This window comes from Bacillus sp. 5RYD7K, assembly GCF_059831465.1.
This window is the reverse complement of sequence record NZ_CP191200.1, coordinates 472,142-496,739: the sequence shown is the minus strand read 5'-3', so window position 1 is coordinate 496,739 and position 24,598 is coordinate 472,142. Positions and strand designations below refer to the sequence as shown.

Here is a 24,598-nt window from a genome sequence, read left to right as displayed (position 1 = left end):
GGAGGAAGCCGCCAATGGTCCAGCTCTTTAAATCGTTCGATACCACAGAAAAAACGCAGCTCATCTGTTTTCCGTTCGCAGGAGGCTATTCCGCATCATTCCGCCCGCTCCACACTTATCTCCAAGGGGAATGTGAGATGCTTGCCGCGGAACCGCCTGGACACGGGACAAATCAAATGTCCGCCGTTGAGGATTTTGAACAGCTCGTCAGCTTGTACAAGCAGGAGCTGAATCTCCGTCCTGACCGTCCGTTTGTGCTGTTCGGGCACAGTATGGGAGGCATGGTCGCTTTCAGGCTGGCGCAAAAGCTGGAGCGGGAAGGCATTTACCCTGAGGCCGTGATCATCTCAGCCATTCAGCCGCCGCATGCGGAAAGGAAAAAGGTTTCTCATCTTGATGATGAAAAATTTCTCGCCCATATTATCGAGCTTGGCGGAATGCCGCAGGAGTTAGTGGAAAATAAGGAGGTCATGTCATTTTTCCTGCCTTCTTTCAGATCCGACTACCGCGCGCTTGAAAGCTTCCGGCCGTCTGATCTTCACACCATTCAATCACCCGTCCATATTTTTAACGGGCGGAAGGATAAAAAATGTATCAAAGATGCGGACGGATGGAAAAAATGGGCCGCAAATCCCGTATTTCACGAGTTTTCCGACGGCCACATGTTCATATTAAGTGAAACTGCAAAAGTAGCGGAACGAATCTATGAGATTATTAACAGAAGCACTGCAGGCCAATTGTTATAGGTTATGACAGACAGCATTCGCTGTCTGTTTTTTGTAACAAAATCTGCCCGATCGTTTTCTCATTTATCAAAAATTTTATGTTATGATTTGATGGAATATAATTTTGAAGGGATTGTCGTACATGAATGATGCAGCAAAAGAGCTGAACAGAACATTATCTGAAGAAAACCCGCACGTGCTTCATATGCTTTCTGATTTGGGCAAAGATTTGTTTTATCCGAAAGGGGTGCTGACACAATCCGCAGAAGCGAAAGCCAAGGCCGGAAAGTATAATGCCACGATCGGAATCGCCACCTCACAAGGGGAGTCCATGCACTTTTCCCATATTCAAGAGACATTGTCCGCCTATAACCCCGATGATATCTACGATTATGCTCCTCCGCAGGGAAAAGAGCCGCTCAGACAGGAATGGCTGAAAAAAATGCGTCTCGAAAATCCTTCATTAGCCGGCAAAGACATCAGCACGCCGATCGTGACAAACGCTTTGACACACGGGCTGAGTATTGCCGCCGACTTGTTCGTCAATGAAGGGGATACGCTCCTTCTGCCTGATAAATATTGGGGAAATTACAACTTCATTTTCGGTGTCCGGCGCAAGGCATCTATTGAGACGTACCCGCTTTTTCAGCACGACGGGCGTTTTAATGCGGCAGGGCTGTCCGAGCTGCTGAAAAAGCAGGAAGAAAAGGCGATTGTCGTGCTGAATTTCCCGAATAATCCGACAGGCTATACGCCGGGAGAAGAGGAAGCGTTAGAAATCGTGAGCGTGATCTTGGAGGCGGCGGAGGCCGGCAAAGAGATTGTCGTGCTCGTAGACGATGCGTATTACAATCTGTTTTACGATGAAACGGCCATTCAGGAATCCATCTTCAGCAAACTCGCCCAAGTGCACGACCGGGTGCTTTGCGTGAAAATAGACGGCGCGACGAAGGAAAATTACGCGTGGGGCTTCCGCGTCGGTTTTATTACGTACAGCACAAAAAGCGAAAAAGCGCTGCGCGTGCTCGAGGAAAAAACAAAAGGAATCATCAGGGGGACGATTTCAAGCGCCCCGCACCCTTCCCAAACATTTATGCTGCGGGCGATGCAGTCACCGGAATACGAGAAAGAAAAATCGCTGAAATATAACATTATGAAAAAACGGGCTGACAAAGTAAAAGCCGTTCTTGCAGAAAACAAGCACTATGAAGACGTATGGACGCCTTATCCGTTTAACTCGGGCTATTTCATGTGTGTCCGGCTGAAAGATATAAACGCCGGTGAATTGAGAGTCTCATTGCTTGAAAAAAGAGGAATCGGGACGATATCCATCAATGAGACGGATTTGCGAATCGCATTTTCATGCGTCGAAGAAGAACACATCGCGGATCTGTTCGAAGAAATTTATCAAGAAGCAAAGCAGCTGCAGAAACAGGCGGAAATATCAGGCTGACAAAAAAGGAGGGGGACACCCTCCTTTTTCTATGCTTACAGCAGCTCTTCATATGTTTTCATCTCAATTCCGTCACAAAAATCGGGATGAGCGGCACAAACGGCCAGCTTATATTCCTCGTCCGCATCATATGTGCGGATGAAACAAGGTTCATGTCCCTCCGGGAGCTCAATGGACACATGGCCGTCGTCTTTGAGGCGGACGCTGAATGAATCAAGCGGCAGGGAAAGCCCTTTTCCGGCCTGTTTGATAAAGCTTTCTTTCATCGACCACAGGTGATAAAAATAATCAGTCTGCCGGTCAGGGTGTTTTGCTTGCAGGTCACTGTATTCCGTCGGCGAAAAAAACCGTTTGGCGATATCGATCGTGCCGGGCTTCATTTTTTCAATATCAATGCCGATCGGTTTTGAATCAACGGCACACACGACCCAGCGCCCGGAGTGGGAAATGTTAAAGTGCATGTCCGGAAGCGCGGGGATGTACGGTTTTCCGTATTCCTGGACGCTGAATGAAATCGCGGCCGGATCAAGTCCGTAAGCCTTCCCTGCGGCGGTGCGGATCAGCATATCGCCGATCAAGGTGCGGTGAGCATCCTCCTTATGGTAAAAGCGCCGGCATTTTTCCCGCTTATTGGCGGACACGGCTGCCATCATCCGATCTTCTTCTTCTGGAGAAAGCGGCCGGTCCATATATACTCCGTAAATCTTCATGTCCAGATCCTCCGTCTGCAAATATTGTCAAAACCATCCTATCATATCAGACGCAAGCTGTCCGAAAATAAAAAAACAAAACCATTTCGGCTTTGTTTTTAATGAATGGACGTTGCCCGCCCGGAGATCGCATATGTTAACAGTTTAGAGGACTGCGGCAAAGAAAAGCGCAGAATCAGCCCGGTTAAAACTGCCGTAATAATCGTTCCGGCTCCGATCGGTCCGCCCATCGTCCAGGCTGCGGCCAGAACCGTCAGCTCAATGCCGTTCCGCACCCATTGCACGTTCCAGCCCGTTTTTTCAGATATCAGCATCATCAGAGAGTCACGGGGGCCCGCACCGAGCCCGGCTGATACGTAAACCCCGACGCCGCAGCCGATCAGCAGCAATCCGAAAGAAAAAAACACGGCTGCTAAGGAAAAAGCGTGCGCCTCAGGAAGCAGAAACGAAAAGAAATCAATAAACATTCCCATCAGCACCATATTCAAGATGGCGCCGATTTTCGGGAGCGTCCTCGTGAACAGGCAGGTTAAAACGACGATCACCGCCCCGACCAAGATGGACCATTGGCCGACGGAAAGCCCGAAATGCTGAAAAAGCCCATAATGAAAGGCATCCCAAGGGCTGATGCCGAGAGCTTTTCCTTTAATGGTTAAAGATACCCCGAAAGACAAAATCAACAGACCGGCAAAATAAAACGTCCAGCGCATCACGAATTCCCGCTTCAAAGAGGTCCCTTCTTTCATAAAATTTCATTAATTGTCATTGTAGCATAAACGCCGAAAAAAAGAAGAAGCGAAATCAGTGTTTCGCTTCTTCTCCGGCTCCTACAAAGGATTCAGTATACGATTTAAGAACCGCTGCGTACGTTCTTCTTTCGGCGCGGAAAAAATTTGGGCCGGCGGTCCTTGTTCCACAATGACGCCGCCGTCAATGAAGATGACTTCATCGGCCACTTCCTGCGCGAATTTGATTTCGTGCGTGACGACAACCATCGTCCACCCTTCGTTCGCCAAATCCTTAATGACTTTAAGCACCTCGCCGACCAGCTCCGGATCAAGCGCTGACGTCGGTTCGTCAAACAGCATCAGCTCGGGCTGAATCGCAAGCGCGCGGGCGATGCCGACACGCTGCTGCTGACCGCCGGAAAGCTGGAACGGGTATAAGTTCATTTTGTCTTTCAGCCCGACTTTTTCAAGAAGCTCCATCGCTTCTTTTCTGACTTGCTCCTTGTCACGCTTTTGCACTTGAATGGGTCCTTCCATGACGTTTTCAAGCGCCGTGCGGTGAGGAAACAGATGATACGCCTGAAAGACCATGCCTGATTTGCGGCGGAGGCGGAGGATATCAGCCTGCTTCACTTTTTTAGAGAAATCTATAGAAAAATCGGAGAATGCCAGTTCGCCGCGGTTGGGGATTTCAAGCGCGTTCAGACAGCGCAGAAGCGTCGTTTTTCCTGAACCGGACGGTCCCAAAATGGCGATGACTTTCCCTTTTTCTATCTCCATATCTATCGTTTTTAAAATTTCATTCTGGCCGAATGATTTATTCAATCCTTTGACGGAAAGCATATCGAAACCTCCTTATTTGGCCACATAACGGTCGAGACGCCGTTCGATCACATGCTGTACGATTGACAGCAAGAAGCAGATGATCCAATAAATAAAGGCGGCTTCAATATAGATGACCAAGATTTGATCAAGGTTTTGCGCGCCGATCTCCTGCGCTTTTCTGAACAGCTCTGCGACGAGAATCTGTGACGCGAGAGACGTATCCTTGATCAGGCTGATAAATGTATTTGATAATGGCGGAATGGACACGCGAAACGCCTGCGGCAGGATCACGCGGAACAATGTCTTGCGATAGGTCATGCCGATCGTATAACCGGCTTCCCATTGCCCTTTCGGCACGGATGAAATAGATGCCCGGATGATTTCAGAAGCATAGGCGCCCACATTTAATGAAAACGCGATGACTGCGCTTGGGAAAGGGTCCAGCGTAATATTAAAGGTCGGGAACAGATAAAAAATGATGAACAATTGAACAAGAAGAGGAGTGCCGCGCACTGCTGATACGTATACGCTGAACACCCATCTCAATGGTTTCATATTTGACATTCTGGCGAGCGCCGTAATCAGCGCGATGATCATTCCGAAAATAAAGGAAAGAATAGTAAGGGGAATCGAGTAATAGATTCCCCCGGAAAGAATCGGCCAGAATGACTGCTGCACCAGGTCCCAAGGAATGGCTGCCGCAATCACCGGCTCGGGCATGTTACTTAGAAACATCTTCGCCGAACCATTTTTTAGCTATTTTAGAAAGAGTCCCGTCCTCTTTCATGTCTTTTAACGCTTTGTTGACGTGAGTCACAAGTTCGCCGCTTCCTTTTCGGAATGCGAAATATGTCTGCTGCGGCTGGCCTGCTTCAAACGCGATTTTAACGTTTTTATTGCCGGACGTTTTTAAGTAGTTCAGTACGGCAAGCTTATCGTTGTAAGTCAGATCAGCGCGGCCCTGCTGAATGAGCTGAAGGGATTGCGCCATGCCTTCAACGCCCTCAACTTTCGCGCCGGCATCTTTCGCTAATTTATTGTAATTGCTTGTTAATGACTGAGCCGCTGTTTTTCCTTTGACATCAGCTTCTTTCGCAATCGTGCTGTCTTTTTTCGTCACGACGACTGCATTTGACGTTGTGTATTTATCAGAAAAATCATATTGGTTCTCACGGCCTGTTTTGCCGACTTGGTTGGCGACGACGTCAAACCGTTTCGAGTTTAAACCGGCAAACATGCTGTCCCATTGCGTTTCTTTGAAGTCAGCTTTCAGACCGAGACGTTTCGCGACTTCTTGAATCACTTCCACATCATATCCGGTCAGTTTATCAGTCTTTTTATCATGGAAGGTAAACGGTTCGTACGTTCCTTCTGTACCGACGGTCAGTACGCCTTTTTTCTTGACAGAAGCCCAAAGATCGCTGTCTTTTGACTTAGATCCGCTGCCCTGTGAGTTTCCGCAGGCTGCAAGCACCGCGATGCTGACCATCATGAATAAAGCGAACAATGCTTTTTTCATCTTCTTTATTCCCCACTTTTCTGAGTAGTTTTATTGAGAAAAAATAGCTCCCAATTGTAAAGGATAACTTTTTTTTAGTATGAGTCAAGTAATTGGTTTTCATGAGTATGAAATCTTCGTGTTTCACGATCAAAATAATTCCAAAAACTGTCTGACAGGCTTCGGGAGATAGCTGTCTTTTCTCCAGATGACGGCCGGCGTCATGACAAACGGGTTGTCCTCGATGATAACCGTTTTGACATGCGAGCGCATATGGACGGGAATCATCGTCAAAGGCAGAATGGTGGCGCCGAACCCTGATGATACGAGGCTCAAGAGCGTCGCGGAATCATGGCATTCACAGACAACCCGAAGGTCGAGACCGTACTGTTCACAAACATGGAGGACTTGATCATATACCCCCCTTCCATTGACGGTGCGCAAAAGGATCAGAGGCAAAGAGGCGATATCATTCAGCTTAATCGTTTCTCCGCACAGACGTTTCGTATGCTCGGACAGCACCAAGACGCACGGAATGTCTTCAAGTTCCTTCGATTCAATGCCGTCGTTTTTAATCAAGGTGGTGGTGACGGCGGCGTCAATCTGTCTGGATTCCAATAGCTCCAGCAGTGAGACGGGTTCATCTTCCCAAATGTTAAAGGTAAGATGCGGATACCGTTCTTTCATCTGTGACACTTTTTCAAGCATGAGCGCGGCGCAGTAAATGGTAGACCCTACGGCAAGCGTGCCGGCCACTTCCTCCTTCAGCTCTTGTACCTCGATAATGGCATCCTCAAACTTATGAAGAATCTCTTTCGCTCTTTTCAAAAAGACATTTCCTTCATATGTAAGGGTCATTTGTTTCTTTTTATTGCGGTCAAACAGGATGACGCCCAATTCATCTTCCAGCTGTTTCAGCTGTCTGCTTAACGGCGGCTGCGCCATATGAAGCTTTTTGGCGGCCGTCGTGATTTTCTGCTCTTGGGCGATGGTGACGAAATAACGCAATTGCCTGATATCCATGAGAACGCGCTCCCTTCTATTATACCTTTAAGGTATGATACATAGATTTAACGAATATTTTTCATATGGATATATCAGGAGTATGATGGTTTTGACACCATATTTCAAGCGTAAAGGAGGGTCAATATGAAGCTCGTCATCGGAATGACCGGGGCTACGGGGGCCATATTCGGGATCAGGCTTTTAGAATATTTAAAAGCCGCGGAGATCGAAACCCATCTTGTCGTGTCACCTTGGGCAAATGTCACCATTACACATGAAACAGATTATACGTTAAAAGATGTCGAGAAACTGGCGTCCTATACGTATTCTCACAAAGACCAGGCGGCAGCGATTTCAAGCGGCTCGTTTGAAACGGACGGGATGATCATCGCTCCGTGCAGCATGAAATCACTTGCAAGCATCCGCACCGGAATGGCTGATAATCTGCTGACAAGAGCGGCAGACGTCATCCTGAAAGAGCGGAAAAAACTTGTGCTGCTGACAAGAGAAACGCCGCTCAGCCAAATTCATTTAGAAAACATGCTAGCGCTTACAAAAATGGGTTCCGTCATTCTTCCGCCGATGCCGGCCTTTTACAACAAGCCGGCTGACATGGATGAATTGATCGACCACATCGTATTCCGGACGCTCGACCAGTTCGGGATCCGTCTGCCGGAAGCGAAACGGTGGTACGGAATTGAAAAACAAAAAGGAGGAATCTGATAATGGCCTATCAGGATTTTAGGGAATTTCTCGCCGCTCTTGAAAAAGAAGGGCAGCTCTTAACAGTCAACGAAGAGGTAAAACCGGAGCCGGATCTGGGCGCCGCCGCGCGTGCAGCCAGCAACCTCGGGGATAAAACCCCCGCGCTTTTGTTTAACAATATTTACGGACATCACCATGCGCAGGTCGCCCTGAATGTCATCGGATCATGGCCGAATCACGCGATGATGCTGGGCATGCCGAAAGATACGCCTGTAAAAGAACAATTCTTTGAGTTCGCCAAACGGTACGATTCATTCCCGGTAGCGGTCAAACGTGAAGAAACCGCGCCGTTTCATGAAAATGAAATTACTGAGGACATCAACCTTTTTGACATCCTTCCGCTATTCAGAATCAACCAGGGGGACGGCGGCTATTACTTGGATAAAGCGTGCGTCATTTCCCGCGATCTTGAAGATCCGGACAATTTCGGCAAGCAGAATGTCGGCATTTACAGAATGCAGGTGAAGGGAAAAGACCGCCTCGGCATTCAGCCCGTGCCTCAGCATGATATTGCGATTCATCTTCGCCAGGCTGAAGAACGCGGCGTCAATCTTCCCGTTACGATTGCGCTCGGCTGTGAGCCGGTGATTACGACAGCTGCATCAACTCCGCTGCTATACGACCAATCCGAGTATGAAATGGCCGGCGCGATTCAAGGGGAGCCCTACAGAATCGTCAAATCTAAGCTGTCTGATTTAGACATCCCTTGGGGCGCTGAAGTCGTTCTGGAAGGAGAGATCCTCGCGGGAGAACGGGAATACGAAGGCCCTTTCGGTGAGTTCACGGGCCATTATTCAGGCGGCCGCAGCATGCCGGTCATCAAAATCAAACGGGTATATCATAGAAACAATCCGATCTTTGAACATTTATACTTAGGCATGCCATGGACGGAGTGCGATTATATGATCGGCATTAATACGTGCGTGCCGCTTTACCAGCAGCTGAAGGAAGCCTATCCGAACGAAATCGTCGCCGTCAACGCGATGTATACGCACGGTTTGATCGCCATCATTTCAACGAAAACGCGCTACGGCGGCTTTGCCAAGGCGGTCGGCATGCGTGCCCTGACGACGCCGCACGGACTCGGATACTGCAAAATGGTCATTGTCGTGGATGAGGATGTCGATCCGTTTAACCTCCCGCAAGTCATGTGGGCGCTCTCAACGAAAATGCATCCGAAACACGACGCAGTCATCATTCCTGACCTGTCCGTCCTTCCGCTTGACCCGGGATCTGATCCGGCTGGGATGACACACAAAATGATTCTTGACGCCACGACGCCTGTCGCGCCGGAAACAAGAGGCCATTATTCGCAGCCGCTTGATTCTCCGCTGACAACGAAAGAGTGGGAACAAAAACTGATGGACTTAATGAATCAATAAGAAAGGATGAGTTTGCTATGAAAACATGCCCGCGCTGTGAATCGAAAAAAGGAGAAACCGTCAGCCAATCGCCGGTCAAAGGCGCTTGGGAAATATACCAATGCCAAACCTGCTTTTTCACATGGAGATCCTGTGAACCGGAAAGCATCACGAATCCGGCGGCATTCAACCCGGCATTTAAAATTGATCCGAAAGAAACGGAGACGGCCATACATGTTCCCGCTGTCCCGGAAAGAAAAGCGTAATGCTGACGGAGCACTTGCCGGAGGCGCTTTACACGCTTTTAGACGGAACGGAGCTTGAAAAAAAACAGCACGACGCATTTGTGCTGCAATCCGTGACAAAAGAAGGCCGTCCGCACGCGGCCATGATCAGCGCCGGTGAAATACTGGCTGTAAGCAGCACAAATCTCCGGCTCGCCTTATGGAAAAACACGACGGCCGTAAACAGCCTGCTGCATTCGGGACAAGCTCTTTTCATCGCCTGGCACGGAGGAGCCGCATATTACGTGACATTGGAATGTGAGGCGCTTCCGCCGCTGAAAGAGGCGAAATACGAAAGGGAGCGGTTCAGCTGCCGCGTGATCACCGTCAAGGAAGATCGGGCGAAATACGCAGATCTGACATCCGGACCGGTCATCCGGCTTCACGAGCCGGATGGTGTCCTGAAGAGGTGGAGCGAAACGCTTGAGGAATTAAAACGATAGACGCACAAAAAAAGCCTGCGGACGGTTCCGCAGGCTTTTCTCTTATTGTACGCCTTTCATCGCCCGTTTAATAACGGGAGAAAGAAGTACTAAAATAATACCGAGAATGATCGAAATAAGACCGATTGAGCCGAAGTAGGCCGCTTCAGAAACCTTATCAAACAAACCGACTACTTTTGCGTTCAAGGCTTGACCGCAGGCGTTTGTTAAGAACCACATGCTCATGGTCTGCGCTGAGAAGGCGGCAGGCGCGAGCTTCGTTGTGACGGATAAACCGACCGGTGAAAGGCAAAGCTCACCAAGCACAACCAAAAGGAAGCTGAGCACAAGCCAAAGCGGGCTCACAAGCTCGCCGCTTCCGCCCATAACAGGAAGCACCATGACTAAAAATGACAATCCGGCAAGAATAATGCCGATCGCGAATTTAATCGGTGTTGAAGGCTGGCGTTTGCCGAGCTTCAGCCAGATCCAAGCGAACACCGGTGCGAAAATGACGATGAATAATGGGTTCAGAGACTGGAACCATGATGACTCAAGATGTATGCCCGCAAAAGAAAGTCTCGTGCGCTGATCGGCATATAAAGCAAGAATCGTTGCGCCCTGCTCCTGAATCGCCCAGAACATAACCGCCGCAATAAACAGCGGAATATAAGCCGCAAGCCGTGATTTTTCCGTTTTTGTCGCTTTTTTGCTCATGAACATCACAATAAAGTAAATAATCGGAATGGCAATGCCGAGGATACTGACGATGTCAATCACACGCTGGATCGTCAGCCAGCCGGTTTGAATCAGAACAATGATAATGGCTGCTGCGATGATTATTCCGATTCCCGTTCCGATCACTGATGATTTAGAAATCGGATTCGGTACATTGGAGCCTGCTTTGCCGAGGTATTTCTTTCTCGTAAGAGCGAAAACAATCAGTCCGAGGAACATACCGGCCGCGGCGCATCCGAAGCCTAAGTGGTAGTTGTACTTCTGTCCGAGTGTTCCGACAATTAGCGGCGCAAGCAATCCGCCGAGGTTGATCCCCATGTAAAAGATACTGAAACCTGAGTCGCGGCGCTCGTCTTCCTTCGTATATAAAGCTCCGACAACGCTGGATACGTTTGGTTTAAGCAGGCCGGTTCCGATAATGATCAGAGTCATGCTGGTAAAAAACGCCGCCGTGCTGCCAGGGAAGGCAAGAGCGATGTGCCCGAACATAATTAAAATTCCGCCGTAAAAAACGGTGTTTGCCGTACCGAATACCCGGTCGGCCAGCCACCCGCCGATGACGCTCGACATGTATACGAGAGACCCGTATATGGACATGATGGCAACTGCGGTGGTTTTATCAAATCCGAGACCGCCATGAGCGACTTCCGTGTATAAATAGTAAAGCAGTATAGCTCTCATACCATAGTAGGAGAAACGCTCCCAAAATTCAGTAAAAAACAGTGTGAACAGGCCGCGGGGATGACCGAAAAAGCCTCGTTGCGGCACAGTTTCTGTTATAGATTCCTTTTCAATAGATGCCACCTGAGCCAACCCTTTCTTAAAAAAGTGTATTACAAAAATCATATTCTTATATAATACTTGTGTCAATATAATTTATACTGAATTCAAAAAATTCCAGAATGAAAAGATATTAAAACGTTGAATATAGATGGATTTTCCTAATTCCAATGGCTTATTTTGTCATATAATCTGACTAAACTATCTATATAAACTTTTTTAATAAAATTTAAAGTATGTACAGGCGGAGCGGATTATGACGGAATAAGATGAAATAAGAGAGGAAGGAGGAGATTATGACTTGCCGAATCGTATTTTAGATATAACGGATTGCGGTGTGGCAGCAGACGGGACTGCCGATGTGACGGCCGCCATCAATCAATGCTTGGCCAAGGCTGTCAGCGAGGGCAGTCATACTGTGTTTTTTCCGCCCGGAACATATAAAATCAACGGCACGCTCGGCGGTGACAAAAGCCAGCCGTTTAGGAACGCGGGAATTAATGTGCCGAGCCATCTCTCCATCATCATGGATCCGGAATGCACGATTAAAGTGGCGCCGAACAGCTCCTGGGGTTATTCGGCTTTCTATATAGGCAGGCGGGAAAATGTCACCATCACCGGCGGCCGCATCATCGGGGAACGGGATGAACACACGTATACCAATGTTCCTTTGCGGTCGACTCATGAATGGGGGTTTGGCATCTGTATTGAAGGCAGCAGCAATGTGCTGATCGAAAATGTGAAAATATCGGATTTTACGGGAGACGGCATTATTGTCAGCCCGCTCGGTTTAAAAACAAACAGTGATTACGAAACATCAGAACATGTGACCATCCGCCGCTGTGAGATCAGGGAGTCAAGACGGAACAACATTTCAATCACCGGCTGCAATACCATTACGGTGGAAGAATGCGTGATTGAAGACGCCGGGCAAGGGAACGGAACGGCTCCGAAATTCGGAATCGACATTGAATCGTACGGAGAAGGCGATGTTGATTATGAAGAGGCTCTTCATATTACGATCCGCAACAACTTCTTTTCCGGTAATGCCGCAAGCTCAGTCACCAACTTTAACGGATATCATGTGTTAATTGAAGGAAATCATTCCGACAACACAATCAGCTACGGATACGGCGCACATACCGTCATTTCCGGGAATGTTCTCTTTTGGTCAAACGGCGGCTCAAGGACCGGAATCGCCGGACAAGGTGTATCCCAAGGACAGGACAGCTGCAATGCCGTCATTTCCAACAATCTGATTACCGGTTTTTCCACGGGAATAGATGTAAGAGGAAAAAGCGTCCTCGTCACTCACAACAAAATCAATCAGTTTGAAAATGCGGGTATTTCCGTCTATCAGGCGGAAGATGTGACCGTTGACGGCAATGTCATTGAAAACGGACGTTCCGAAACGAGACGAAGCACGGGGATGCGGGCGACGCTCTCGGACAACGCCGTCTTTATGAATAACACTCTGAATCAGGTAACAGACGGAATCAGCATGTCAGCCGGCAATATCACTATAAAACAGAATGTGCTGAAATCATTCAGCCGGGGCATATGGGTCACAGGCGGAAATGCCGTCATTGAAGGAAATACGCTCATCCCGAATGCGTTTCAGGGCGCCGCGGAGTCCTATGCCGTATCTGTTACAAATGACGCCAGGGCTGTCATCAAGGGAAATCTCTTCAAAAGCTACAAAAACTACCCCATTTTCAGTTCAACATCCTCAGGGACCTCTGTCATCGGCAACCGCTTTGAATCATCACCGCTTATCGTTACCGTGTATCTGAACTCAGGCACGCATGAAGTCATAGACAATACGATCACGATCAACCGAACGGCGGGCAGCCCGATCGGCATCTATTTGAACGGTGCCTCCAATTCCCTCATTTCGGGCAATACCATCAACAACCTTTCCGCCGCTTCTGCTTCCGCCATCCAAACGAGTTCCTCGGCAAGCACCAAAATCATCGGCAATCGCATTATTAAAGGCGTCATTGTGAAACACACGACAGATACGGAGATCGGAAATATTGTCATCTGAAAACAATCCCCGCCGGAAAAATAAAAAGAACACATGAACTCCGACAAAGGGAGGGATGTGTTCTTTTTTGACACCATACAGCCGTGCGCCTGTCAGGCATCTTTTTTACCTGATTTATATAAAGCCAGCATTTCTTTCATTAAAAAGAGGGCGAAGAAAAACAGCATCAGCCACTCTGAGAAGGTCATCAATTTAAAAGCGGACAGGTTGTTTCGAACCGCTCCATAGAGACTGAAACCTTGCAGCATATCCGTTCCTATCGAAATCATCAGACAGACAGCCAGCAAAAAAATTGAAACTCCTAATATTTTCATGCACATCACTCTCCCTTTTTATCCTTTTCGATTACGCAAAACTTATACAGACTATCCGCCGTGCATAATCTTTTTGCCGTACAGGAAGAATATGAAAAAAACAAGGAAAGGTTTTTTGCGATATGCCGCCATTTTTTAAGCAGAAGAAACGAAAAAAAGACGATCAAAAGAACGGTGACAATGAAGATAGAAAAGAAGCGGAAACCAAATCAGATAAAGAGCGGGAAGAGCCGATCTCCGCAAGCTTAAAGGAAAATATGAAGAAGCTGTCTGAGAGATTCGGCAACAGTGCCGATGTCGTCATCCGCCGGCTGAAAATCGGAAAAGAAGAGCTTCCGGCTGCGATCGTGTATATCGCCGGTTTGGTAGACGAGCAGCTTGTCAGCCAATCCCTGCTGGAGGATTTAATTGACATCCCGTCCGTTCAGCCGGAACAGGCGGTCTGCCTGATATATGAAAAAACGCTTGCGATCGGCGGAGTAAAAGAAGAAGAGAAATGGAAAAGCCTTTATGCCGGGCTGGTGGCGGGCAGCACGCTCATTTTTGTCGACGGAGCTGACAAGGCGCTGATCGCCAGCACGGAAGGGGGAAAGCAACGGTCCATTGAAGAACCGAGCACTCAGGTGTCCTTCCGCGGACCGCGGCAGGGATTCACTGAATCTCTGCAAACCAATATTTCCATGATCCGCAGGTATGTAAAAAATCCTGATGTATGGGTGGAAAAAATGGAGATCGGGCACGAAACGAATACGGACGTCGCGCTGATGTATATTAACGGAATCTGCGAAAAAAAGCTGATTAAGGAAGTCCGCAGCCGGCTCAAGCACATTGACATCGACAGCATTCTGGAATCCGGCTACATTGAACAGCTTATTGAAGACGCGCCGTTTTCCGTATTTCCCACTGTGTATCATACGGAACGGCCGGACGTTGTGGCGGGCAATCTGCTGGAGGGAAGATTTGCGATTATTGTGGACGGAACGCCGTTTGTTCTTATCGCGCCGGCCTTATTCATTCAATTTTTTCAATCGGTTGAGGATTATTATTCCCGATTTGATATCGCTACGAGCATCCGGCTGCTTCGGGTTTTGATTTTCTTCATTTCACTGGTGGCGCCGGGGATTTACGTGGCGGCGACGACCTTTCATCAAGAAATGATTCCGACGCAGCTGCTGATTGTCATCGCGGCCCAGCGGGAGACCGTGCCGTTTCCGGCCGTAATTGAAGCGCTGACGATGGAAGTGGCCTTCGAGATTCTCAGGGAAGCGGGTGTCCGTCTTCCGAGAGTGGTCGGCTCCGCCGTTTCCATAGTCGGAGCGCTTGTCATCGGCCAGGCCGCCGTACAGGCCGGCATCGTCTCCCCGGCCATGGTGATCGTCGTCGCGCTGACGGCGATTGCCAGTTTTGCGACTCCGGCTTTTGACATGGCGATATCTGCGCGCCTGATCCGGTTTGTCTTTATTCTGACCGCGGCCGTCATGGGATTTTACGGGCTGATTCTGGGCATTATCATGATGTTTGTCCATCTGTGCGGACTGCGTTCGTTCGGTTTTCCGTATATGTCCCCGCTCGCTCCTTTGACCCCGGGTGGGCTGAAGGATTCCATTTTCCGCGCTCCGTTATGGGCGGATGAAAAAAGGCCGGGGCTGCTCGTGCAGAAAAACAACAGGCGCCAAGGAGAACATCAAAGACCGAAACCGGAGACATCCAGAGGAATGGTTAATAAAGATGTAGAAGAGGGCGGCGGCAATGAAAAGACGTAAATGGATACTCCTCCTTTGTACGATGGTTTCTCTTATGTTTGTATCAGGATGCTGGGATAAAAGGGAGCTGACCGATTTGGCCGTAATCTCCGCCATCGGTATTGACCGTACCGAATCGGGAAAATACGTCCTTCACTTTCAGATTATCAACCCGGGAAACGTAGCCGGCGGCCTGCAGGGCGGCGGAGCGGGAGACCGGCCGCCGGTTTCCGTCTATTCCGTGTCCGGAGACAATATGACGGAAGCTTTGAGAAAAGCCTCGATGAAGGTGTCCAGAAGGCTCTATTTTGCGCATACGAATCTTGTGGTGTTCAGTGAAAAGCTCGCGAAAGAGGAAGGACTCAATTTTATTCTGGACAATCTTGACCGTGATACCGAATTCAGAACAACCGCAACCGCGGTTATTGCGCATAATTGCAAGGCTGAAGACATTATTAAAGTACTGACGCCGATTGATAAAATCCCTTCCAATAAAGTGAACAAGACGCTCAGCTTCACACAGGAACAATACGGCAGAGTCGTGAAAACAAGCCTTCAGGACGTTCTGATTGATCTCGCTTCTCCGACCGGGTCGCCGTTTATTCCGGGTTATGAAATGCACGGAGACGATAAAGCCGGCCCTACGATGGAAAATACGCAGACGACTGAACCGAAAGCGGTGCTGTCAGCGGACGGACTGGCGGTGTTCAAAAAGGATGGGAGACTGGACTACTGGATTGAGGATGACGACAGTGTCGGCGCGGTATGGCTGCTGAACAAAATCAAGCATACGTTTATCAATGCGGATTGGAAGAACGTGAAGCATGCCATCAGTCTGCAGGTCACCCGCCAGAATACAAAGGTGACGGCCACTTTTCCGAACGGAAAACCGCATATTCACGTTCATGCTGAGGTCGAAGGGCTTGTGGATGCTGTCAGATACCCATTCCATCTGTCCGATCCGAAAGTGATCATGGTCATGCAAAAGGCGCTCAGCACGCAGCTTGATAGAGATATCACCAAATCAATTGAAGGTATTAAAGCCCATAAGAATGATTTCGTCGGGTTCGGAGACCTGATCTATCGAAAGCATCCGGACAAATGGAAAAAGCTCGAAGGGAAGTGGGATGAAGAAATTTTCCCCAACATCCCCGTGGACGTAAAAACGGAAGTCATTATCAGAAGAACGGGCTTGCGGAATAACCCTCTCTCAGACAAGCTTGAGCACGATTGATTTGAGGAGAAAGGAGCGAAGCGTATGGAAAATGCGAAAATCGGCACACGCCAGCTGTTTGTTATGATCATTTTGTTTGAATTGGGCAGTTCGTTATTGATCCCGCCGGGCACGATGGCCGGGCGGGATGCATGGCTGTCCGTGCTTCTCGGGTGCGTTACCGGTCTCGGACTTTTCTACGTATATCAGGCGCTGTATCAATATTTTCCTGAGTCCTCTCCGAGAGATTACATGACCGAACTGATCGGCAGGCATCTGAGCTGGGCGGTCTCTCTTCTTTATATTCTCTATTTTGCTTATATCGCCGCCCGCATATTGAGGGATTTTGGCGAAATGCTTGTCACCTTCGCATATCAGGACACGCCCCTTCTAATTGTGAATGGCATGCTGATGCTCGCCGCGATATTTGCGGTCAGAAAGGGAATTGAAGTCATAGCGAGAGCCGGCGAGCTGCTGTTTGGCATTATGTATTTCCTGACGGCCATCGGGCTGATCCTCATTATCAGCTCCGGCACGATAAACCTGAGATTTCTCCAGCCTGTTTTGGCGGACGGGATGGGGACGGTCATTTATTCCGTATTTAAACAGACCATGTTCATCCCGTTCGGTGAATTAATCGTGTTTGTCATGATATTCCCCTACTTAAGAGATCGGAAAAAGGTGAAGAAAACAGGATTTCTGGCGATTATCATCAGCGGCCTGTTTTTGGCGATGTCAGTGGCGATTAATATTTGTGTGCTTGATGTCAACTTAATGCTCCGCTCTCAATTCCCGCTGCTGAGCACCATACAGACGATTAAAGTGGAAGAGTTTTTAGACCGGCTGGATGTCTTTTTCATGCTCGTGCTCGTCATCGGCGGTTTTTTCAAAGTCAGCCTCTTTACATATGCGGTAGTCGTGGGCGTGTCCACGCTGTTTAAAGAAAAAAATCCGTCCCAGCTGGCCTTCCCGGTCGGATTGGGGGTGCTGATTCTCTCCATCAGCATCGCAAGCAATTTTTCGGAACATATGAATGAAGGCTTAAACATTGTGCCGATCTATATTCATCTTCCGTTTCAAGTGCTGTTCCCCGTCTTGCTGCTTATCATTGCCGTCATCAAGAAAAAAGTCAAAGGGAGCGTCTATACAGTTTCGAAGAAATAACCCGGCCGGTGCGCCGGGTTATTTTTAAAATCATGATTTTTTTCTTAATGCATTGACAAACTTGCCCGACAATTGTACATTTTGATTTATTCTTATAAATTTAATAGGAAATATAGGTTTAGTGGTGTTAATATGTTCCGCACCGTATTTCATTATAGAAGGAGATCCGTCATGACAAAGAAAAAAGAAATCAAACTCGGTGTGTTTCTCGCAGGCACCGGCCATCATGTCGCCTCTTGGAGACATCCTGAGGCGCCGGCGGACGCGAGCATGAATTTGGATTATTTCAAAGAACTGGCGAAAACAGCGGAGCGGGGGAAATTGGACATGCTGTTTTTGGCGGACAGTTTATCAATAGACAGCAAATCGCATCCGAATGTGCTGACGCGCTTTGAGCCGTTTACCCTGCTGTCGGCGCTCGCTCAGGTCACATCCCGCATCGGTCTGACGGCGACCGCGTCTACCACATACAGCGAACCGTTCCATATCGCGAGACAATTTGCATCGCTGGATCATCTTTCCAACGGCCGCGCGGGCTGGAATGTCGTCACATCCTCAATTGAATCGACCGCGCTTAATTTCAGCGGCGAAACGCATCTTGAGCATCATCTCAGATATCAGCGCGCGGAAGAATTCGTGGAAGTCGTCAAAGGATTATGGGATTCGTGGGAGGAAGACGCCTTTATCCGCGACAAAGAGTCAGGGACATTTTTCGAAAAAGACAAAATGCATGAATTGAATCATAAAGGAACCTATTTTTCCGTGAGAGGGCCGTTAAATGTCGCCCGCACACCGCAAGGCCGCCCGGTCATTATTCAGGCTGGCTCATCAGGTGACGGAAAGGCGCTGGCAGCTAAAACGGCGGAGGTCATTTTCACCGCGCAAAATCATCTGGAATCCGCGCAGGAATTCTATCAATCTATTAAAGAACAAGCGGCTTCTTACGGCCGTGATCCTGAAAAAATCGCGATCATGCCGGGGATTTTTCCCGTTATCGCCGATACCGAAGAAGAAGCGCGGGCCAAATATGAAGAGCTTCAAGACCTCATCATCCCGTCTGTCGGCCTGAACATTCTGCAAAACTATCTGGGCGGCGTCGATCTTTCCGCCTATCCGCTTGACGGCCCGCTGCCTGAATTGGATGCGGAAGCGTCAAATGCCGTTAAAAGCCGGTTCAAGCTCGTTCAGGAGATGGCCAAACGCGATAACATGACCATCCGCGAGCTGTACAAATATGTGGCGGGCTCAAGAGGCCATCATATCTTTGTCGGAACGCCTGAACAGCTTGCCGATAAGATGGAGGAATGGGTCGGAAAACAAGCTTGTGACGGCTTCAACATCATGCCGCCGCTGTTGCCTGAAGGTCTCGCTCTTTTTGTAGACAAAGTGATTCCGATTTTACAAGAGCGGGGCGTGTTCAGAAAAGAGTATGAAGGAACGACGCTGAGAGAACATTTTGGACTGGAAAAACCGGCAAACCGATATGCCGATTAAAGGAGGGCTCATTATGTCAAAACGATACCGGCTCGCAACGGAAGCGGACGCTGATGAACTGCTTTCACTGACACTGAGGGCATATGAACCGATCCGTAAGCTCGGCATCAACTTTGCCGCGGCAACGGCGGACAAAGAGCTCGTTTTGAATAATATACAAAAAAACGCCTGTTACGTTCTGGAGGAAGACGGACGCATCGTGGCGACGATTTCTCTGCGGATGCCGTGGGGGCCGAATCCCGGTCCGTACGGTGTCCCTCATATTTGGTGGTTCGCCGTCGACCCTGAAACCGGAAAAAAAGGGACAGGCTCAGACATGCTGGAGTGGCTGGAGAATACAGTGCTCCGCGATACACTAAAAGCGCCCTTCGTATCATTGGGCACAGCGGACAAGCATCCGTGGCTGATCGGCATGTACGAGCGGAAAGGCTACGTCCGCGCAGGCGAAAAGGATTTAGGAAAAGGGCACATCACCATCTATTTAAAAAAACAATTGCACGATTAACATATGAATAGGAAAAGGCGGGATTTCAATGAAGAAGAAAACATGGGCTTTGCTGCTCTCTGCCGCTCTTCTGGCGGTCTTATCAGCATGCGGAAACGGCAAAGAAAGCGAAGGCGGCGCTAACGTGCTGCATGTCGGCGCCACGGGGCAAAGCTATCCGTTCGCATATAAAGAAAACGGCAAGCTGACCGGCTTTGACGTGGATGTCATGGAAGCCGTTGCGAAAAAAATCAACATGAAGCTGGACTGGAAGCTGCTTGAATTCAGCGGACTGATGGGAGAGCTCCAGACCGGCAAACTCGACACCATCTCAAACCAGGTCGCTGTCACGGACGAACGCAAGAAAACGTATAACTTCACAGAACCGTATTCGTATGCGGGCACTCAAATCGTCGTCAAAGACGACAACAAAGACATCAAATCAGTCAATGATCTAAAAGGAAAAACAGTGGCGGCCGTTCTCGGCTCAAACCACGCGAAAAACCTTGAGAGCAAGGACCCGGATAAAAAAATCAACATTAAAACGTATGAAACACAAGAAGGCACGCTGAAAGACGTGGCTTACGGGCGTGTTGACGCTTATGTAAACAGCCGCAGCGTCCTGATCGCCCAAATCAAAAAGACCGGCCTGCCTCTGAAATTAGCAGGAGATCCGATTGTCTATGAAAAAGTCGCCTTCCCGTTTGCAAAGGATGCGGCTCACGATAAAATCCGCAAAAAAGTAGACAAAGCCATTGAAGAACTGCGGAAAGAAGGCACGCTGAAAAAGCTGTCTGAAAAGTACTTTAAAGAAGACATTACAACGGAAGCAAAGCATTAAGAAACGGCGGTGAAAATCGAGAATGAACAGCATTGATTGGGGATTTATGTTTTCAGCTTTTCCCGCGTTAATCGAAGCCCTGCCGATCACATTACTAATGGCTGTCGCGGCCATGGTATTTGCCGTGATCGGCGGCCTTATATTAGCGCTTATCACAAAAAATCGTATTCCTGTGCTTCACCAGCTGTCAAAGGTGTATATTTCATTTTTCCGGGGTGTGCCGACGCTCGTCCAGCTTTTCTTAATTTATTACGGCCTGCCTCAGCTGTTCCCCGGAATGAGCAAGATGACGGCGTTAACGGCGGCGATTATCGGGTTAAGCCTGAAGAATGCCGCCTACTTGGCTGAAATTTTCCGCGCCGCGCTCAACTCAGTCGATGAAGGGCAGCTTGAAGCCTGCCTGTCCGTCGGAATGACAAAATCACAGGCGTACAGACGGATCATTTTCCCGCAGGCCGTCAGAAACGCGCTTCCCGCAACGGGAAATACGTTTATCGGCCTGTTAAAAGAAACATCGCTCGCCTTTACATTAGGAGTGATGGAGATGTTCGCCCAAGGAAAAATGTACGCATCAGGCAACCTCAAATATTTTGAGACGTATTTAGCCGTTGCGGTCATGTACTGGATTCTTACGATTATTTACAGCGTGCTGCAGGATCTGCTCGAACGGGCGATCAGCAAGCCTTATCGCACATAGGAGGAGGCTCAGGATGATACAAGTCAGACATATTCGAAAAGCATTTAAAGACCTTACCGTACTTGACGGGATCGATCTTGAGATCAAAAGCGGCGAAGTCACGGCCATCATCGGTCCGTCCGGCTCAGGAAAATCAACGCTCCTCCGCTGCCTGAATCTGCTGGAGCGCCCGGATGACGGCATTATTGAAATCGGTGATGCCAAGCTGAATGCAGTGTCCTATTCGCGCAAAGACGTACACAAGCTTCGCCAGCAGACGGCGATGGTGTTTCAGAATTACAATCTCTTCAAAAACAAAACCGCGCTGCAAAACGTGACAGAAGCGCTGATCACCGCGCAAAAGAAACCGAAAAAAGAAGCGGAACAGATCGGTATGGATCTGTTGCGGCAAGTCGGTTTAGAGCAAAAAGCGGACAGCTACCCGATTACGATGTCAGGCGGGCAGCAGCAGCGGATCGGCATTGCGCGCGCCTTGGCCGTTGACCCTCACGCGATTTTACTGGATGAACCGACTTCGGCCCTTGACCCTGAGCTTGTAACCGGGGTGCTTCAAGTCATCAAATCAATTGCCGAAAAACAGACAACCATGGTCATCGTCACACATGAGATGGCTTTTGCGCGTGAAGTGGCCGACCAGGTCATTTTTATGGCGGACGGACGCATCATCGAGCAGGGAACACCGGAAGAGCTGTTTGACAATCCGCAGAACGAACGGACGAAAAAATTTATAAAGCAAGTGGGAGAGCCTGCTGAGCTTGTATAGGAAGGGACGAAGAAGAAATGGCAAGAGAAACGTATGAATCATTAAACAAACGTTTAATCAATATTCGCCGCGACCTTCATGAACACCCTGAGCTGTCAGGCGAGGAATACGAAACGACGAATAAAATCCGCCGCTGGCTGGAGGAAGAGGGGATCACGGTTCTTGATATTCCAAAACTTCAAACCGGAGTGATCGCCGAAATCAAAGGAGACAAAAGCGGCCCGGTCATCGCCGTCAGAGCGGACATTGACGCATTGCCGATCGAAGAGAAAACAAACCTTCCGTTTGCTTCGCGAAACAGCGGCGTCATGCATGCCTGCGGCCACGACTTCCATACGGCATCTATTCTCGGCACGGCTTTCTTATTAAATGAGAGAAAGCACGAGCTGAAAGGAACGGTGCGGTTTATTTTTCAGCCCGCGGAAGAAATCGCCGCCGGAGCGAGACAGGTCATTGAAGCCGGCGCGCTTGACGGTGTATCGGCAATTTTCGGCATGCATAACAAACCCGACCTCCCCGTCGGTACGGTCGGTCTGAAAGAAGGCCCGCTGATGGCAAGTGTGGACCGCTTTGAAATCACTGTTAAAGGAAAAGGCGGCCACGCCGGAATCCCTGATAACAGCATTGATCCGATTCAGGCGGCAGGGCAGATCATCGGCGGCCTGCAATCAGTTGTCAGCAGAAATATCAGCTCGCTTCACAACGCCGTCGTCAGCATCACAAGAGTTCAAGGCGGCAGCTCTTGGAATGTCATCCCGGACCATGTGGAAATGGAAGGCACCGTCCGGACGTTTCAAAAAGAAGCGCGTGACGCTGTTCCGAAACATATGAAGCGGGTTGCCGAAGGAATCGCGGCCGGATTCGGGGCAGAAGCCGAATTCCGCTGGTATCCTTACCTTCCGTCAGTGATGAACGACGCCCGTTTCATCCATGCGGCGGAACAGACGGCTGAAGATCTCGGGCTTCAAACGGTTCGGGCAGAACAGTCTCCCGGCGGGGAAGACTTCGCGTTATATCAAGAAAAAATCCCCGGCTTCTTCGTCTGGATGGGAACAAACGGAACGGAAGAATGGCACCATCCCGCCTTCACACTCGACGAAAAAGCGCTCACGAAAGCGGCTGAGTTTTTCGCCCGGCTGGCCGTTAATGTATTGGAGCAGGGGGAATGAATACGGAACATCTGACGGCCGGGCTTGCTCAGGCCGTCATGTCGTCTGTACCGGAAACATCCGCCGAAGCGATGAAAGAAGCGCGCAAAGGCCTGCTTGATTTTACAGCGGCAGCCTTTGCGGGGAGACGGGATAAAGGCATTGAGAAGCTGATTAAACTGGCCGAAGAAGAAGGCGGGGCGCCGACAGCTCCGCTTATCGGCAGAAATCAAAAAACAACGCCGTCCCAATCCGCGCTGATTAACGGATTCATTGCCCATGCGCTTGATTTTGACGATGTTCATTCTGATGTAAGAGGACATCCGAGCGCGGTCATCCTTCCGGCTCTGATCGCAGCGGCATCATCCGGCCATATAGACGAAAGCCGTTTTCTCGGTGCTTACGTGACAGGCATCGAAGTGATGGCGCGGCTCGGTGAGTCAGCGGGAAGACACCATTACGAGAAAGGCTGGCACAATACGGGAACGTTAGGCGCGATTGCGGCGGCCTGCGCCGTCGGTTTCATGGAGAACCTCAATCAAAACGAATTGCAAAAAGCGATCGGCTTTGCGGCCGCCCGTTCCGGAGGCATGCGGGTGCAGTTCGGCACAGAAATGAAGCCGCTTCATGCCGGACTGGCCGCTCAAGCCGGGTTGTTCGCCGTAAAGCTTGCGAAGGCCGGTTTTGGCGGGTCGGATCATGCGCTTGACGGGGAGAAAGGCTTCTTCGGGCTGTACGGCGATCTTGAACGGGCAGAAACCGTGCTTTTAAACGGATGGGGAAACCCTTGGCGGATTGTGAGCCCGGGGCTTTGGTTTAAGGTTTATCCGTTTTGTTCGGCAGCCCATCACGCGGCGGACGCCATTCTCAAGCTGAAGGCTGAGCACGGTCTCACTTTCGGCCAAATGGAACGGACCGACGTTATTTATCCGCCGGGCGGGGATGCCGCATTGACAGAACGGCGCCCGAAAACAGGCGAAGCGGGGCGCTTCAGCGTGGAATATGTGATTGCCCTGGCTCTGCACGGTAAAGATTTTTCAGCAAAACACTTTACCTCCGAGCTGATTCCGGAATCCCTTCAAAAGGGGTTTGCGAGGATTCACCGAAGCTATGATGATCAAATTCAGCCGGCTGACAACGCCGTTCCGAAGGGCCGTTTTACAATTGTACGGGTCACGGCTTCCGGCAATCATGTCTATGAAACACGTATCGACTGTCCGAAGGGAGCGCCGGGAAACGGTCTTTCTGAAAAAGACATTGAAGACAAACTCCGGCTCGCTTTGCCGGGGGAAGAGGAAAAGGCGGAAGAATTGATTAAAGCAGCCGGCCAATCAAATATTGAACGCTATTTACAGCTGATATAAATAAAAAAAGCGAGGGGATGCAGCCCTCGCTTT

The 24,598-nt window shown here is 49.4% G+C and carries 24 protein-coding genes and 1 pseudogene; 17 read left to right on the top strand and 8 right to left on the bottom strand.

The annotated features are described in order from the left end of the window. The first annotated feature begins 14 nt into the window (after positions 1-14). Both srfAD and ACQE26_RS02510 read left to right on the top strand, forming a co-directional pair. Positions 15-746 carry a surfactin biosynthesis thioesterase SrfAD gene (gene srfAD, locus ACQE26_RS02515; RefSeq protein WP_016937291.1) on the top strand — a complete coding sequence of 244 codons (732 nt, stop codon included), beginning with the start codon at positions 15-17 and terminating at the stop codon, positions 744-746. A 121-nt stretch (positions 747-867) separates the two neighbouring features. Further along, positions 868-2,178, top strand: coding sequence for an aminotransferase class I/II-fold pyridoxal phosphate-dependent enzyme (locus tag ACQE26_RS02510; protein ID WP_500470579.1), 1,311 nt, complete (start codon positions 868-870; stop codon positions 2,176-2,178). 35 nt (positions 2,179-2,213) lie between these two features. On the opposite strand, the gene ACQE26_RS02505 is transcribed toward ACQE26_RS02510, so the two are convergent. From ACQE26_RS02505 to bsdA, 6 genes are all read right to left on the bottom strand, one after another. Continuing rightward, positions 2,214-2,888, bottom strand: coding sequence for a 4'-phosphopantetheinyl transferase family protein (locus ACQE26_RS02505; RefSeq protein WP_500470578.1), 675 nt, complete (start codon positions 2,886-2,888; stop codon positions 2,214-2,216). A 98-nt stretch (positions 2,889-2,986) separates the two neighbouring features. Then, the gene (locus ACQE26_RS02500) at positions 2,987-3,616 is read right to left on the bottom strand and encodes a YczE/YyaS/YitT family protein (RefSeq protein ID WP_438421181.1); all 630 of its coding nucleotides are present in this window, start codon (positions 3,614-3,616) and stop codon (positions 2,987-2,989) included. A gap of 99 nt (positions 3,617-3,715) precedes the next feature. After that, positions 3,716-4,459 (bottom strand): cystine ABC transporter ATP-binding protein TcyC, encoded by a 744-nt coding sequence (tcyC, locus tag ACQE26_RS02495; protein ID WP_060963627.1) that lies wholly within the window; start codon positions 4,457-4,459, stop codon positions 3,716-3,718. Between the two features lie 12 nt (positions 4,460-4,471). After that, on the bottom strand, positions 4,472-5,176 hold the full coding sequence (locus ACQE26_RS02490; RefSeq protein WP_016937285.1) for an amino acid ABC transporter permease: 705 nt from the start codon (positions 5,174-5,176) through the stop codon (positions 4,472-4,474). Continuing rightward, positions 5,163-5,960 (bottom strand): cystine ABC transporter substrate-binding lipoprotein TcyA, encoded by a 798-nt coding sequence (gene tcyA, locus ACQE26_RS02485; RefSeq protein WP_016937284.1) that lies wholly within the window; start codon positions 5,958-5,960, stop codon positions 5,163-5,165. Before tcyA ends, ACQE26_RS02490 begins: the two co-directional genes overlap by 14 nt. A gap of 129 nt (positions 5,961-6,089) precedes the next feature. Next, complete coding sequence (gene bsdA, locus ACQE26_RS02480; protein WP_438421182.1) at positions 6,090-6,962, bottom strand: transcriptional regulator BsdA; 873 nt, start codon at positions 6,960-6,962, stop codon at positions 6,090-6,092. An 85-nt stretch (positions 6,963-7,047) separates the two neighbouring features. On the opposite strand from bsdA, the pseudogene ACQE26_RS02475 reads away from it, so the two are divergent. The 4 genes and pseudogenes from ACQE26_RS02475 to ACQE26_RS02460 all read left to right on the top strand — a co-directional run bounded on the left by ACQE26_RS02475 (position 7,048) and on the right by ACQE26_RS02460 (position 9,797). Next, a pseudogene (locus ACQE26_RS02475) lies at positions 7,048-7,667 on the top strand (non-oxidative hydroxyarylic acid decarboxylases subunit B). A gap of 2 nt (positions 7,668-7,669) precedes the next feature. Continuing rightward, complete coding sequence (gene bsdC, locus ACQE26_RS02470) at positions 7,670-9,091, top strand: phenolic acid decarboxylase BsdC (protein ID WP_016937282.1); 1,422 nt, start codon at positions 7,670-7,672, stop codon at positions 9,089-9,091. A 17-nt stretch (positions 9,092-9,108) separates the two neighbouring features. Next, positions 9,109-9,336 carry a non-oxidative hydroxyarylic acid decarboxylases subunit D gene (locus tag ACQE26_RS02465; protein WP_060963624.1) on the top strand — a complete coding sequence of 76 codons (228 nt, stop codon included), beginning with the start codon at positions 9,109-9,111 and terminating at the stop codon, positions 9,334-9,336. Beyond that, positions 9,336-9,797, top strand: coding sequence for a pyridoxamine 5'-phosphate oxidase family protein (locus ACQE26_RS02460; protein WP_500470576.1), 462 nt, complete (start codon positions 9,336-9,338; stop codon positions 9,795-9,797). The genes ACQE26_RS02465 and ACQE26_RS02460 overlap by 1 nt, the downstream gene beginning before the upstream one ends. Before the next feature lie 42 nt (positions 9,798-9,839). On the opposite strand, the gene ACQE26_RS02455 is transcribed toward ACQE26_RS02460, so the two are convergent. After that, positions 9,840-11,318 carry a peptide MFS transporter gene (locus ACQE26_RS02455; protein ID WP_500470575.1) on the bottom strand — a complete coding sequence of 493 codons (1,479 nt, stop codon included), beginning with the start codon at positions 11,316-11,318 and terminating at the stop codon, positions 9,840-9,842. Between the two features lie 277 nt (positions 11,319-11,595). Between ACQE26_RS02455 and ACQE26_RS02450 the strand changes: the two genes are divergently transcribed. Beyond that, a complete protein-coding gene (locus tag ACQE26_RS02450; RefSeq protein ID WP_500470573.1) occupies positions 11,596-13,341 on the top strand; it encodes a right-handed parallel beta-helix repeat-containing protein in 1,746 nt (581 codons plus the stop codon). A 92-nt stretch (positions 13,342-13,433) separates the two neighbouring features. Here the strand turns inward: ACQE26_RS02450 and ACQE26_RS02445 are convergent, their stop codons facing one another. Then, complete coding sequence (locus ACQE26_RS02445) at positions 13,434-13,655, bottom strand: YczF family membrane protein (protein WP_500470572.1); 222 nt, start codon at positions 13,653-13,655, stop codon at positions 13,434-13,436. Between the two features lie 122 nt (positions 13,656-13,777). Here ACQE26_RS02445 and gerKA point away from each other — a divergent pair, with 122 nt between their 5' ends. The 10 genes from gerKA (at position 13,778) to ACQE26_RS02395 (ending at position 24,565) form a co-directional block, all read left to right on the top strand. Continuing rightward, positions 13,778-15,418: a spore germination protein GerKA gene (gene gerKA, locus ACQE26_RS02440; RefSeq protein ID WP_500470570.1), complete on the top strand. Its 1,641-nt coding sequence runs from the start codon at positions 13,778-13,780 to the stop codon at positions 15,416-15,418. After that, positions 15,405-16,631 carry a Ger(x)C family spore germination protein gene (locus tag ACQE26_RS02435; RefSeq protein WP_438421187.1) on the top strand — a complete coding sequence of 409 codons (1,227 nt, stop codon included), beginning with the start codon at positions 15,405-15,407 and terminating at the stop codon, positions 16,629-16,631. The genes gerKA and ACQE26_RS02435 overlap by 14 nt, the downstream gene beginning before the upstream one ends. Positions 16,632-16,655: 24 nt before the next feature. Then, on the top strand, positions 16,656-17,774 hold the full coding sequence (gerKB, locus tag ACQE26_RS02430) for an endospore germination permease GerKB (protein ID WP_500470569.1): 1,119 nt from the start codon (positions 16,656-16,658) through the stop codon (positions 17,772-17,774). Between the two features lie 171 nt (positions 17,775-17,945). Continuing rightward, entirely contained in the window at positions 17,946-19,268 is a 1,323-nt protein-coding gene (locus tag ACQE26_RS02425; RefSeq protein ID WP_500470567.1) for an LLM class flavin-dependent oxidoreductase, read from the top strand. Positions 19,269-19,281: 13 nt separating this feature from the next. Then, entirely contained in the window at positions 19,282-19,773 is a 492-nt protein-coding gene (locus tag ACQE26_RS02420; RefSeq protein WP_016937272.1) for a GNAT family N-acetyltransferase, read from the top strand. 28 nt (positions 19,774-19,801) lie between these two features. Then, positions 19,802-20,593 carry an amino acid ABC transporter substrate-binding protein gene (locus ACQE26_RS02415; protein WP_500470566.1) on the top strand — a complete coding sequence of 264 codons (792 nt, stop codon included), beginning with the start codon at positions 19,802-19,804 and terminating at the stop codon, positions 20,591-20,593. A 22-nt stretch (positions 20,594-20,615) separates the two neighbouring features. Next, a complete protein-coding gene (locus tag ACQE26_RS02410) occupies positions 20,616-21,290 on the top strand; it encodes an amino acid ABC transporter permease (protein WP_003156350.1) in 675 nt (224 codons plus the stop codon). A gap of 13 nt (positions 21,291-21,303) precedes the next feature. After that, entirely contained in the window at positions 21,304-22,053 is a 750-nt protein-coding gene (locus ACQE26_RS02405) for an amino acid ABC transporter ATP-binding protein (RefSeq protein ID WP_060963614.1), read from the top strand. 17 nt (positions 22,054-22,070) lie between these two features. Further along, entirely contained in the window at positions 22,071-23,222 is a 1,152-nt protein-coding gene (locus ACQE26_RS02400; RefSeq protein WP_500470564.1) for a M20 peptidase aminoacylase family protein, read from the top strand. Beyond that, on the top strand, positions 23,219-24,565 hold the full coding sequence (locus tag ACQE26_RS02395) for an MmgE/PrpD family protein (RefSeq protein WP_500470562.1): 1,347 nt from the start codon (positions 23,219-23,221) through the stop codon (positions 24,563-24,565). Before ACQE26_RS02400 ends, ACQE26_RS02395 begins: the two co-directional genes overlap by 4 nt. Positions 24,566-24,598 lie beyond the last annotated feature (33 nt).